Genomic DNA, 12,825 nt, shown 5'->3' on the forward strand with positions numbered 1-12,825 from the left:
GAAGAAGCTGTGATAAAGTCAGCATCCTTTTTTTGAATACTTCGCGTGATATGACCGACTCCAGTCTCTGCGCAAGCCCTTCGAGCTTGAAAATCTACTTCCGACTCCTTGGTTATGTGCGGCCTTATATCGGCCTGTTCATTCTGAGTATTGTCGGGTTTCTGATTTTCGCGTCGACTCAGCCGATGCTTGGCTACGTGCTCAAGTATTTCGTTGATGGCTTGTCCAATCCCGAGGCCGCGCTATTTCCCTCGATACCCTATCTGCGCGATCTGTCATTAATGCATGCCGTCCCCTTGCTGATTATCCTGATCGCCGCGTGGCAGGGTGCGGGTTCATATCTGGGCAACTTCTTCCTGGCCAGAGTTTCGCTGGGCCTGGTACATGATTTGCGCGTGCAACTGTTCAACAATCTGCTGGTGCTGCCGAATCGTTACTTCGATCAGCACAACTCCGGGCACCTGATCTCACGCATCACTTTCAACGTGACCATGGTCACGGGAGCGGCGACAGATGCGATCAAGGTCGTGTTCCGGGAGGGCATGACGGTTGTCTTCCTGTTTGTCTCCCTGTTGATCATGAACTGGCGTCTGACGCTGGTGATGGTTGCCATTTTGCCGCTGATTGCGTTCATGGTGAGTCGCGCCAGCTCCAAGTTCCGCAAGCAGAGCAAGAGGATCCAGGTGGCAATGGGCGATGTGACCCATGTGGCCTCCGAGACTATCCAGGGGTATCGCGTGGTCCGCAGCTTCGGCGGTGAAATCTATGAGCGCGCCCGATTCAAGCGCGCGAGCCAGAGCAACACTGACAAGCAGCTGCGCATGACCCGTACCAGTGCCATCTACACACCGATGTTGCAACTGGTGATCTACACCGCCATGGCGGTGTTGATGTTCCTGGTGTTGGCCCTGCGCGGTGATGCGTCGGCGGGCGACATGGTGGCGTACATCACCCTTGCCGGCTTGCTGCCTAAACCGATTCGGCAGCTTTCGGAAGTCAGTTCGACGATTCAGAAGGGCGTTGCCGGGGCCGAGAGCATTTTCGAGCAATTGGATGTGACGCCCGAAGTCGACCGAGGCAGTATCGAGCGTGACTCCGTTACGGGTCGACTCGAGGTGCGTCACCTTAGCTTCACCTACCCGGGTACCGACCGTCAGGTGCTCGATGACATCAGCTTTTCTGTCGAGCCTGGGCAAATGGTTGCCCTGGTGGGGCGTTCAGGAAGCGGCAAGTCGACGCTGGCCAATCTGATTCCGCGTTTCTATCACCACGATAAAGGCGAGATTCTTCTCGATGGGATTGAAGTCGAGGAGTACAAACTGCTGAACCTGCGTCGGCATATTGCTCAAGTGACGCAGCATGTCACCTTGTTCAGTGACACGGTGACCAACAACATTGCCTATGGCGACCTCGCTGGCGCTCCCCGTGAAGATGTCGAGAAAGCCGCGAAGGATGCCTATGCCATGGACTTTATTGCGCAGTTGCCTCAAGGCCTGGACACCCAGGTCGGCGAGAACGGCGTGCTGTTGTCCGGCGGCCAGCGTCAGCGTCTTGCGATTGCCCGGGCGCTGCTGAAAAACGCCCCGTTGTTGATTCTCGACGAAGCGACGTCGGCCCTTGATACCGAATCCGAGCGGCATATTCAGGCCGCCCTGGATCAGGTAATGAAGGGCCGTACGACGCTGGTGATAGCTCACCGTTTGTCGACCATCGAGAAGGCCGATCTGATCCTGGTCATGGATCAGGGCCAGATTGTCGAGCGCGGTACCCATTCCGAACTCCTGGCGAAGAATGGCTATTACGCTCGATTGAATGCACTGGGCCTCGATGAGCCCGCACCGCAAGGTATCGTCTGATTCCCGTTTCAGGGTGAGCCATGCTCACCCTGAAGCCGCCTCGGCGTGCAATGCGCTCAGGGCGTTTGTGTCCAGATCTTTACAGTCTTGACTATGTCTAAATAAATTTCCGTATTTCGCCTGCTACGGTTCGCGCATGAATCATTGGCTTCGGGGTGGCTGTTCGCCTCGTGTGGGTACCGGAATGTTGCAGCGCTTTTTATGGAAGCTATTACCCAAACAGCAGCGAGCGTTCCTGCTGGGGCGTTTGTCGGTCAGGGATCGACAAGTCGTGAACAAGGCAATGTCGGGCAACGTGCACTTCCCTCAGGCTTTCCAGCAGCGCTCCTGCGTGTTCATTCACATCCCCAAGTGTGCCGGGAGCAGCGTTTGCTCCGCGCTATTCGACGGCTGGATGCCTGGGCATTTGCCGTTGTACTGGTACGAACAGCAATTTTCCGAGCAGTTTTCCAGCAGTTTCAAATTTACCTTCGTTCGTGACCCTTTGGAGCGGGCTTATTCGGCTTACGCTTTCCTGCGTGGCAACGAACTGGGGGAGCGCGACCGACGGTCCCAGGCGCTGGTTCGTCATTACCGTGATTTCGATGATTTCATCGGCCGCTGGCTGCATCCTGAGAACGTCCAGAAGCAGCTGCATTTCGCTCCCCAGACCGACTTCATGGTCGACTCCATGGGGTATATGGCGATGGATTTCGTGGGGCATCAGGAACACCTGGATCGTGACTTTCAAGTGCTTTGCGAGCAATTGGGGGTTGTCTCGTCATTACCCCATATGAATGGTTCTCAGCATCGCCAATCGGCAGCCGTCCGTGACTTTTGTTCGGTACGTACTCGCCGTTTGGTGCGACGGGTCTACGAACGTGACTATGAGATGCTCGGCTATGAGTAAAGTGTCGTTTGTCTGCGAACAACCTCCACAGATCCGCCCTTACGCATTGTCGTTGTCACCCTCGGCCCGAGCGGCGCTCAAGCATCAACAAGCGTGTTGTCTATGGCTGACGGGGCTGTCCGGTGCCGGCAAGTCGACCTTGGCCAATGCGCTTGAGTTGCAGCTCAATGAGCAGGGGTGCCACACCTTTGTGCTGGATGGCGACAACGTGCGCAACGGTTTGTGCAATGACCTGGGCATGGACGCTGCAGCGCGCAAGGAAAACATCCGGCGTATTGCCGAGGTGGCGCGGTTGATGGTCGACGCGGGGCTGATTGTGATTGTCTCGGCGATTTCGCCGTTTCAGGCCGATCGAGCATCGGCCAGAGCCTTGTTCCGCACGGACGAGTTTCTTGAGGTGCATGTCAGCACGCCGTTCGACATCTGTGCCCGGCGCGATCCCAAGGGCTTGTATCAAGCTGCGCTGCAAGGGCGAATCAAGGACTTCACCGGTCTCGACAGCCCTTATGAAGCACCGCAACAGGCGGACTGCGAAATCAACACCGACGAGGTCGAGCTGGCCGACGCCGTGCAGCATATCCTGGCTGTTTTGCTTAAAAAATGAACAATATAACGGCGTGATGCACCCCAGATGAAGCTGTCGAACTAGGCAGCGTTCATCCTGTGCTAATATCGCGCCCCTGTTCATTTTGTATGTGGGTTGCACCATGAAGTTGTCCATGCCGCGATTCGATCAAGCCCCTGTCTTGGTGGTCGGCGATGTCATGCTCGACCGTTACTGGCATGGTGGTACCTCACGGATTTCTCCTGAGGCGCCGGTGCCGGTGGTCAAGGTCGAGCAAATCGAAGACCGCCCGGGCGGTGCTGCCAACGTTGCCTTGAACATTGCCGCGCTCGGCGCGCCGGCGTCCCTGGTCGGCGTGACCGGTGATGACGAGGCCGCCGACAGCCTGGCCAATAGTCTCGAAGGTGCCGGTGTGCGGGCGTTGTTTCAGCGCATCGCGCATCAGCCGACCATCGTCAAACTGCGGGTCATGAGTCGTCACCAGCAATTGCTGCGTATCGACTTCGAAGAACCGTTTGCCACCGATGCACTGGCACTCGGCGCTGAAGTCGACGGCCTGCTCGAAGGCATCAAGGTGCTGGTGTTGTCTGACTACGGCAAAGGCGCGTTGAAGAACCACCAGGTGTTGATCCAGGCCGCACGCGCCCGTGGCATTCCGGTGCTCGCGGATCCCAAAGGCAAGGATTTCTCGATTTACCGCGGTGCCAGCCTGATTACTCCGAACCTCAGCGAGTTTGAAACCATTGTTGGCGGTTGCGTCGATGAGCACGATCTGGCCAGCAAGGGCGCGAAGCTGATGCACGACCTTGAACTCGGCGCCTTGCTGGTCACGCGTGGCGAGCACGGTATGACCTTGCTGCGTCCTGATCATCCGGTGCTGCACTTGCCCGCACGGGCCCGTGAAGTATTCGATGTGACCGGTGCCGGTGATACGGTGATTTCTACGTTGGCGGCGGCGATTGCGGCGGGCGAAGAACTGCCGCATGCGGTGGCTCTGGCCAACCTGGCCGCTGGCATCGTGGTCGGCAAGCTGGGTACGGCGGCGATCAGTGCTCCGGAATTGCGTCGCGCGATTCAGCGTGAAGAAGGTTCCGAGCGGGGAGTCCTGGGCCTGGAGCAATTGCTGCTGGCAGTCGACGATGCGCGTGCGCACAAAGAGAAGATCGTCTTTACCAATGGCTGCTTCGACATCCTCCATGCGGGCCATGTGACCTACCTTGAGCAGGCGCGGGCGCAGGGCGATCGATTGATCGTTGCGGTCAACGACGATGCATCGGTGAGCCGCTTGAAAGGCCCTGGGCGGCCGATCAACAGCGTTGACCGACGCATGGCGGTACTGGCAGGTCTGGGCGCGGTGGACTGGGTGATCAGCTTCTCTGAAGGCACTCCGGAAAACCTCCTGGCACAGGTCAGGCCGGACGTGCTGGTCAAGGGCGGCGATTACGGGATCGACCAAGTAGTCGGCGCCGACATCGTCAGCGCTTATGGCGGAACAGTGAAAGTGCTGGGGCTGGTGGAAAACAGCTCGACCACCGCAATCGTCGAGAAGATCCGCAAGACCTGAAACTGTGGCGAGGGGGCTTGCCCCCGTTGGGCCGCGAAGCGGCCCTAAGTTCTCAACCGCGCATGTTGTATTGCGCCTGCTTCGCAGGCGAACGGGGCGGTGCGGCGTTCCGACAAGCCCCCTCGCCACAAAAGCCCTGTTGTCACTGTCTGTGATGCCGGGTTAGCGTGCCACCTTGCGCGGCACGATTTTCTTCAGCAGCAGTTTGGCCTTGCCGGTCAATCGGCTGAAACCCGATGCCTTGCCCGGTTGGCTCAAGCCCTGCTGCCTGAGCCAGTCCTTCCAGCGAATCCGTTCGTCACGCACCAGCCAGCCTTCCTGCCGGGCAAAACTTTCTGCCAGATACAGCCCGCGTGTGCTTGCCGGGTAGAGCTGATCTTTTTTCAGGGTGTAGAGCTCGGGCAATGGCTGGCCATCCTCAAGCGGCATCAGGTACAGGTCGGGGCGCTTGCGATCCAGTCGTGCGACGAGTTGATCGCCTTCAAGCCGTTCATCGACATGAAACAAGCTCAGGGATTTGGCTTCCTTGGGCACGTCCAGACGTAAATCGTAGATCAACTGCAACGAAGCCGTAGGCAGATGCACGTAGGCCCGTGGGCGTTCGATCAATTGCATGTTGGCGCAGCGCACCGGGCGTGCAGCGCCAGACAGCGGCGTCAGGCGGAACGGCAGCGCCTCGCGGTAATGCAGCGCGCTGGCGTAGGGCGCTGGCAGCCAGGTGTCATTGAAGCGCCCGCCGAGCCAGCCTTCAGGGGTTTCCAACAGGCATTCTTCGGCGATCTCCTGAATGGCCGTGTGCAACGGCAGGTTCAGCTCGTGAGCCGGCACATAACCCGAGATCAGTTTGAGCACCACGTCGCCACGGTCCTGACGGCGCTGGCGGACCAGCACCCAGTAATCGCGATTCTGCCAGTGCAGGGTCAGCCGTACCGAGACACCGAGGTTGGCCAGTTCCAGCGAAAAGTGCTCTGGATTGGCCACCGTGACCGGGCGCCGACGTTGCAGGGTCTGGGAGAAATTCAGCGGCCTGCCGACACTCTGATAACTCAGGCCTTCGGGAGTCGCTTCGACGTATAACGGCAGGGTCTTGAAGTTGCTGGGGTTCTTTCTTATGAGCGTTCGCGGCATGTCGGCTCCTTCTTGCGTCGGGGTCGGCCGCCTTGGCGGCTGTTCAACGACTACGTAGGACTTGAGCAACAGTCGCCACATTGTGGGCGAGGTGCAGCGGATTAATGGTCCCGACAATAGCACTGGCGACACCGGGCTGCGCAAACAACAGCTCGAAGCTGGCGCGTACCGGGTCCACACCCGGGCTGAGGCAGGCGTGACCACTGGCCAGAGCCTTCTTCACCAGAATGGCTTTGCCGTGGGCAGCAGCGTAGTCGATGACTGGCCGCTCGGCCTGATCGTTGAGATTGTAGGTGATCATGGCGCAATCACCTTGTTCCAGAGCCTTCAACCCGCCATCAACGGTCTTTCCGGAGAACCCGAACCCGCGAATCTTGCCTTCGCGTTTAAGCTCGGCGAGGGTCTGATAGACCTCGCACTCGTTGAGGATCACCAGATCGTTGCCGTCCGAGTGCACGAGCACCAGGTCGATGAAGTCGGTTTCCAGGCGTTTCAGGCTGCGCTCGATGGAAAAACGTGTGTGTGCAGCGCTGAAATCGTGGTGCGACAGGCCATCGACGAATTCTTCACCGACCTTGCTGACAATCACCCACTCCTGACGCTGACCGCGCAGCAGCGGGCCGAGGCGTTCTTCGCTGCGGCCATAGGCGGGTGCGGTGTCGATCAGGTTGATGCCCAGCTCGCGGGTCAGCCTGAGTAGCCTGCGCGCTTCGTCATCGTCCGGGATCCGGAAGCCGTTGGGGTATTTCACCCCTTGGTCGCGGCCCAGTTTCACCGTGCCCAGGCCCAGTGGTGAAACCAGCAGACCGGTGCTGCCCAACGGGCGATGCAGGTCGTGCAAGGTGGCTTGGCTCATGGCAGCAACTGCTCCCAGGCAGGTTGGCCGATGGGCGGTTTCGGCAGGGGCGGCAACGGCGCCGGATGGCTTGGCTGGATGCCGTCGCGTTGCAGCGACGCCATTACCCGGTCAGCGAAGTCCGGTGCCAGCGCCAGTTTGGTCGGCCAGCCCACCAGCAGGCGATCCTGCTCGGCGAGGAAGGCGTTGTCGGGTCGGCTCAGGCCCGATTGCAGTGGTTCGGCGCGATCGATTCGCAAGGTCGCCCATTGCGCCTGGCTGAGGTCGACCCAGGGCAACAGGTTGCCGAGCTCTTTCTGCGCGGCAGAAATTTGCGCGGCAGGTTCGCGAGCCACGCCTTCGGCTTCGGCGATATCACCACCCAGGTACCAGACCCATTGACCATCGGCGGCCGGGTGGGTGGTGACGGTGATGCGTGGCTTTGGCCCACCGCCCAGGCAGTGGGCGTAGAGCGGTTTGAGGCTCGGGCCTTTGACGATGATCATGTGCAGCGGCCGACGTTGCATGGCCGGCTGGCTCAGGCCGAGCGCCATGAGCAAATCAGCGTTGCCAGCACCGGCGCTGAGAACGATGCGCTGTGCACGGATCTCACGCTCGTCGATTCGCAAGCCGACCAGCTCACCGTTTTCCAGCAGTGGCTCGATCTTCTGCCCGGCCAGCAGGCCGTCACCGGCCAGTTCGGCCAGACGCCCGATCAGGCTTGGCACATCGACCACCAGTTCCGCGAGGCGATAGACCTTGCCCTTGAAACGCTTGTCTTGCAGGGCGGGTGGCAGTTGCTCGCCCTTGACCTGATCGACCCGGCCGCGCACCGCTTTGCTGGCGAAGAAACTGGTGAGGTTGCCGGCGAGGGTGCCGGGGGACCACAGGTAGTGGGCTTCGGACAGCAGACGCACCCCGGACAGGTCCAGCTCGCCGTCGCCGGCCAAGGCTGCACGCCAACGGCGCGGCATGTCGGCAATGGCTTCGGAGGCACCGGTCAACGCGCCATGCAGCGCGTACTTGGCGCCGCCGTGGATGATCCCCTGGGATTTCAGGCTCTGTCCGCCGCCGAGGCTGGCGCTTTCCACCAGTACGGTCGAGAAACCCTGGCGACGCAGGCGTGCGTTCAGCCAGAGGCCGGCGACACCAGCGCCGACAATCAGTACGTCGGTGGAAATAACGGATGGCATGCAGCGACCTCAGTGTTCAAGACTAGAGGCGCAGTATACAGACTCGACGATTGGAGGTTTTGCTGGCGATCAACTGGTGGTTGGTCAGACCATGCACAAACCTGTGGCGAGGGAGCTTGCTCCCGCTCGGGTGCGCAGCAGCCGCAAATGAACCGATGCGGTCTTATCCCCAAACCTCGATATCAGGTTTTGGGGCCGCTTCGCGACCCAGCGGGAGCAAGCTCCCTCGCCACAATGGACCGGTATCGGGGTTCAGTGCCCGGCGGTTTTCGAGAAGAGCTGGATGACCACCACGCCCAGGACGATCAGTGCCATACCGAGCATGGCCGGGATGTCGAGTTTCTGGTCGTAGAGGAACAGCGCCGCGATGCTGACCATCACGATGCCCATGCCGGCCCATACCGCGTAGGTGACGCCAACCGGGATGGTGCGCACCACCAGGGTCAGCATCCAGAATGCAATGCCATAACCGACGATGATCAACAGCAAAGGGAGTGGTGTGCTCAAGCCCTTGACCGCTTTCATCGATACGGTGGCGATCACTTCGGCGCAGATGGCGATAGCCAGGAGGTAGTAAGCGTTCATGGTGTGATCCTCGTATTTTGGCCTGCTTGATGAGGTCGGCATTCTAGAGACTTTCGAGATGGGGTAAAGTCATTACCTATCTGATTTGAAGATGGGCTGAACCATGAGTGTGCAATGGAATCTGGAGCAGATGCGTTTGTTCGTCAGTGTGGCCGAGCAGCGTTCGTTTTCGGCTGTCGCGCGCGATCAACGCAAGGCACAGTCGGCGGTCAGCAGTGCGATTGCACTGCTTGAAGCAGACCTTGGCCTGAACCTGTTTGATCGCAGTAGCGGCCGCCAGCCACGCCTGACCGAAGCCGGCAGCGCGTTGCTCGAAGAAGCGCGGGAAGTGCTGCGTCAGTGTGAGCGTCTCAATGGTCGGGCTCAGGCGTTGATGCGCGGTCAGGAAGCGCGGTTGCGTCTGGCGCAGGATGAGGCCATGCCTTATCAGCCGGTGCTCGACAGCCTCGAAGCATTGGCCGAGCATTTTCCCAGCCTGGAAGTGCAACTGGCCAGCGCCGCTCAGGGCGATGTGGCGCGCAAACTGGTGGAGCGCCGGGCCGATCTGGGCTTGCTGTTTTATCACGAGCAGATTCCCGAAGCCCTGGAACGTCGGGTGCTGGGCAGCGTCGAGATGGTCACGGTGTGTGGAGTAGGGCATCCGCTGGCTGTAGAAGGGCAGGTCAATTGCCAGCAGATGGCGCAGCATCGACAGCTGCTGATGGCCACGCATTCCAGCGTCTACCCCGGCAGTGAACAAGCCAGCCCGCAAGTCTGGCGCGCCGACAGTTTCTACGTGCTCGCCGAGTGGCTGATGCGCGGCCTGGGGTGGGGCTGGCTGCCGCGGCATGTGGTGCAGTACCCGGCGTATCACGGGCAGATGATCGAACTGGTCAGTGAATGGACCCCGCCAGCATTGGTGGTGGAGTTGGTCTGGCGGCGTGACGAGCCTCTGGGGCCGGCGGCGCGTTGGTTGGCGGAGCGTTTTGCCGTGCACTTGCAGGCGATCGGCTAAAAAAGTCGATAAACTCCGCCGCCATGAATAGAACTCTCTACACCGCGCTGTTTTACCTGGGGCTGCCATTGGTAGCGATTCGGCTGTGGCTGCGCTCGCGCAAGGCGCCCGCATATGCCAAGCGTATTGGCGAGCGCTTTTCCATCGGCTTGCCGGTGATGAAGCCTGGCGGCATCTGGGTACATGCGGTGTCGGTTGGCGAAAGCATTGCCGCTGCCCCCATGATTCGCGGGTTGCTCGAGCGTTATCCACAGCTGCCGATCACCGTGACCTGTATGACGCCGACCGGGTCCGAGCGAATTCACGCGATGTTCGCCAATCAGCCACGCATCCAGCACTGCTACCTGCCTTACGATCTGCCGTGTGCGGCGGCGCGGTTCCTCGACCGGGTTCAGCCGAAACTGGCGGTTATCATGGAAACCGAGTTGTGGCCCAACCACATTCATCAATGTGCCAAACGCGGGATCCCGGTGGCGCTGGCCAATGCCCGGCTCTCGGAACGCTCGGCCAAAGGCTATGGCCGTTTCGGCAAGCTGACGCAGCCGATGCTGGCGGAAATGAGTCTGTTCGCGGTGCAGACCGAAGCTGAGGCCGAGCGTTTTCGGCAACTGGGCGCGCGCGCGGACACGGTCGAAGTGACCGGCTCGATCAAGTTCGACTTGCGCATCGACCCGCAGCTGCTGCAGCGGGCCGCCGAGTTGCGTCAGCAATGGCAAGCGGTCGAGCGTCCGGTGTGGATTGCCGCAAGTACCCATGAAGGTGAAGACGAAGTGGTGCTGGCGGCGCATCGACAATTGCTCGCCAGCCATCCGGATGCGCTGCTGATACTGGTGCCGCGTCACCCCGAGCGTTTCAACCCGGTGTTCGAACTCTGCCAGCAGCAAGGTTTCAACACGATCCGTCGTTCCACCGGCGAAACGGTCAGCGCGAGCACCTCAGTGCTGCTTGGCGACACCATGGGCGAATTGCTGTTTCTCTATGCCTTGGCCGACAGTGCGTTCGTTGGCGGCAGTCTGGTGCCGAATGGCGGGCATAACCTGCTGGAGCCGGCGGCGCTGGCCAAACCGGTGCTGAGCGGGCCGCACCTGTTCAACTTTCTTGAGATCGCCGCGCTGCTGCGCAGTGCCAAGGCATTGCAGGAAGTGGATGACGCCCAAGGGTTGGCGGTGGCGGTGCAGCGACTGTTCGAGTTGCCACGCGATGCGCAGCGGATGGCAGAGGCGGGGCTGAGCGTGATGCGCGCCAATCAGGGCGCCTTGCAGCGATTGCTGGATGGCTTGGGGCGGTTGATCAACTGATTCTGAACCTGACACCTGTGGCGAGGGAGCTTGCTCCCGCCGGCCGGTCCGCGCTCGGGCAAAGCAGTCGTAATTCGGTGACTACGGTGCGCCTGATACACCACGGTGTCAGTTTTTTTGGGCTGCTTTGCAGCCCAGCGGGAGCAAGCTCCCTCGCCACAGGGTTGGTTTTTACTGGCCGGGATTAGCTTTCAGCTGTTGCGCCGCAGCCTTGGCCAGGTCCGGCGGCAGGAAGTCCTTGTCCGGGTTGTAGTCGGCCTTGAGGTAACGCTTCAGGTCCTGCAAGTCGCCCGGGCTCAGGGTACCGGCCGCCTGCTTCAGGCGCAGGTTGTCGAGAATGTAGTCGTAGCGGCTGTTGTTGTAGTTGCGCACCGAGGTGTACAGCTGACGCTGGGCGTCGAGCACGTCGACGATATTGCGCGTCCCCACCTGATAACCGATCTCCGTGGCTTCCACCGCGCTCTGGTTCGAGATGATCGACTGGCGGCGTGCCTGCACCTGCTCGACATCGCTATTCACTGCGCGGTGCAGGTTACGGGTGTTTTCCACCACTTGCCGACGCAGCGCTTCGCGTTGCTGTTCGCTTTGGTCCAGGCGCGAGTACGACTCGCGAACCTGCGAGCTGGTCAGCCCGCCGCTGTAGATCGGGATGTTCAATTGCAGGCCGACCGTGCTTTGCGAGACGGTGCCGCCGTACGGTTGACCGAAGGGGCTCGGGTTGCTGAAACCCAGCGCATCGTTGTCACCGGTCTTGTATTGCGCCACGGCGTCGAGGGTCGGTGCGTGGCCGGCCTTGCGCTGCTTGAGCGTTTCTTCGGCGGCGCTGACCGCGTAGTTGCTGGCCAGCAGGTTGAGGTTCTGTTTGGCGGCGGTGTCGACCCAGGCCTTGGCATCGTTTGGCGCTGGTGGCAGGACCGGCAAGGTGTGGACGATGCCCTGAATCGAGTTGTATTGACGGTTGGTCAGGGTGATCAGCGCTTCGAATGCATCATCCACCTGGCGCTGGGCGAGGATCCGGTTGGCGCGCGCGGTGTCGTAACTGGCTTGCGACTGCAGTACGTCGGTCTTGTCCGAGAGGCCCACATCGAAGCGCTCATTGGACTGATCGAGCTGGCGCTTGAACGCGGCTTCCTCGGCCTTGGTCGAGGCGAGGTTGTCCTGGCTGCGCAGCACGTTGAAGTAGGTTTCGGCGCTTTGCAGGATCAGGTTCTGCTCGGTCGCCGAAAGTTGCAGCGCCGCTTGCTCGTTGACATCCTTGGCCGCTTGGAACTGGAACCAGCGATCGGCGCGGAACAACGGCTGGGCCAGCGTTGCTTGATAGAAGTGGGCACTGCGGTTGGCGGTGGCTGACGGCTGGTCGATCTTTGTCCGCACATCGGCGACCTGGGCACCACCCGAGAGGTTCGGCAGCAGGCCGGCGCGGGCCTGGGGCACGACTTCCTTTTGCGCGCCATATTGGGCACGGGCGGCAGCCAGGTCGGCGTTGTTGTCGACGGCTTCCTGGTAGACGCTGACCAGATCGGTATTGGTCGATAATGGCGCTTCTGCTGCCCAGGCCATTCCGTTGGACGCACAAGACACGGCAAGAGCCAGTGAGAGTTTGCGCAGCATGAGGCGATCCCTAAATTTTATTACGTCGATAATTTAAGCGCCAAGGCTACGACGCACGCCCGGCAGCGTCAAGGCGCAGCCGGCGTAACGAGTGTAGATGCGCCAACCTGCGGCAACAATCCGGTAATCACGCCATTCATCACGCTGATTGCACCGGTGTTGGCGTTCTTTGCCAGTTGTGTCTAGACTGGCCGGGTTCTTGTCGGGGTGCCTTGCTATGAGGCTGAGATCGAATAATTTCGGATCCCGTTGAACCTGATCAGGTTTAAGCCTGCGTAGGGAACAAGATTTCTCGTCACCCGGCGAG

11 protein-coding genes and 1 riboswitch are annotated in these 12,825 nt (G+C 60.5%); of the genes, 6 read left to right on the forward strand and 5 right to left on the reverse strand.

From position 1 onward, the window contains the following. Window positions 1-50: 50 nt before the first annotated feature. The 4 genes from msbA (at window position 51) to hldE (ending at window position 4,874) form a co-directional block, all read left to right on the forward strand. Window positions 51-1,856: a lipid A export permease/ATP-binding protein MsbA gene (msbA, locus tag HK44_RS07405; protein WP_019691468.1), complete on the forward strand. Its 1,806-nt coding sequence runs from the start codon at window positions 51-53 to the stop codon at window positions 1,854-1,856. A gap of 184 nt (window positions 1,857-2,040) precedes the next feature. Next, window positions 2,041-2,745 (forward strand): sulfotransferase family 2 domain-containing protein, encoded by a 705-nt coding sequence (locus HK44_RS07410; RefSeq protein WP_019691469.1) that lies wholly within the window; start codon window positions 2,041-2,043, stop codon window positions 2,743-2,745. Beyond that, window positions 2,738-3,349 (forward strand): adenylyl-sulfate kinase, encoded by a 612-nt coding sequence (gene cysC / locus HK44_RS07415; RefSeq protein ID WP_019691470.1) that lies wholly within the window; start codon window positions 2,738-2,740, stop codon window positions 3,347-3,349. The genes HK44_RS07410 and cysC overlap by 8 nt, the downstream gene beginning before the upstream one ends. A gap of 103 nt (window positions 3,350-3,452) precedes the next feature. Next, entirely contained in the window at window positions 3,453-4,874 is a 1,422-nt protein-coding gene (hldE, locus tag HK44_RS07420) for a bifunctional D-glycero-beta-D-manno-heptose-7-phosphate kinase/D-glycero-beta-D-manno-heptose 1-phosphate adenylyltransferase HldE (RefSeq protein WP_019691471.1), read from the forward strand. A gap of 162 nt (window positions 4,875-5,036) precedes the next feature. On the opposite strand, the gene HK44_RS07425 is transcribed toward hldE, so the two are convergent. From HK44_RS07425 to HK44_RS07440, 4 genes are all read right to left on the reverse strand, one after another. Next, window positions 5,037-6,002, reverse strand: a complete 966-nt coding sequence (locus HK44_RS07425; protein WP_019691472.1) for a hypothetical protein — start codon at window positions 6,000-6,002, stop codon at window positions 5,037-5,039. A gap of 43 nt (window positions 6,003-6,045) precedes the next feature. Beyond that, a complete protein-coding gene (locus HK44_RS07430; protein WP_019691473.1) occupies window positions 6,046-6,858 on the reverse strand; it encodes an aldo/keto reductase in 813 nt (270 codons plus the stop codon). After that, entirely contained in the window at window positions 6,855-8,030 is a 1,176-nt protein-coding gene (locus tag HK44_RS07435; protein WP_019691474.1) for an NAD(P)/FAD-dependent oxidoreductase, read from the reverse strand. The genes HK44_RS07430 and HK44_RS07435 overlap by 4 nt, the downstream gene beginning before the upstream one ends. Before the next feature lie 252 nt (window positions 8,031-8,282). Further along, the gene (locus tag HK44_RS07440) at window positions 8,283-8,615 is read right to left on the reverse strand and encodes a DMT family transporter (protein WP_019691475.1); all 333 of its coding nucleotides are present in this window, start codon (window positions 8,613-8,615) and stop codon (window positions 8,283-8,285) included. A gap of 103 nt (window positions 8,616-8,718) precedes the next feature. Here HK44_RS07440 and HK44_RS07445 point away from each other — a divergent pair, with 103 nt between their 5' ends. Both HK44_RS07445 and waaA read left to right on the forward strand, forming a co-directional pair. Next, complete coding sequence (locus tag HK44_RS07445) at window positions 8,719-9,609, forward strand: LysR family transcriptional regulator (RefSeq protein ID WP_019691476.1); 891 nt, start codon at window positions 8,719-8,721, stop codon at window positions 9,607-9,609. Window positions 9,610-9,632: 23 nt separating this feature from the next. Then, a complete protein-coding gene (waaA, locus tag HK44_RS07450; protein WP_019691477.1) occupies window positions 9,633-10,907 on the forward strand; it encodes a lipid IV(A) 3-deoxy-D-manno-octulosonic acid transferase in 1,275 nt (424 codons plus the stop codon). 171 nt (window positions 10,908-11,078) lie between these two features. Here waaA and HK44_RS07455 read toward each other — a convergent pair whose 3' ends face one another. After that, window positions 11,079-12,518 carry a TolC family outer membrane protein gene (locus HK44_RS07455; protein WP_019691478.1) on the reverse strand — a complete coding sequence of 480 codons (1,440 nt, stop codon included), beginning with the start codon at window positions 12,516-12,518 and terminating at the stop codon, window positions 11,079-11,081. A 193-nt stretch (window positions 12,519-12,711) separates the two neighbouring features. Next, window positions 12,712-12,817: riboswitch (TPP riboswitch) on the forward strand. Window positions 12,818-12,825 lie beyond the last annotated feature (8 nt).

Origin of the sequence: Pseudomonas fluorescens HK44, assembly GCF_000217955.3 — a bacterium.
In the GTDB taxonomy this organism is placed as follows: Bacteria; Pseudomonadota; Gammaproteobacteria; order Pseudomonadales; family Pseudomonadaceae; genus Aquipseudomonas; species Aquipseudomonas fluorescens_AQ.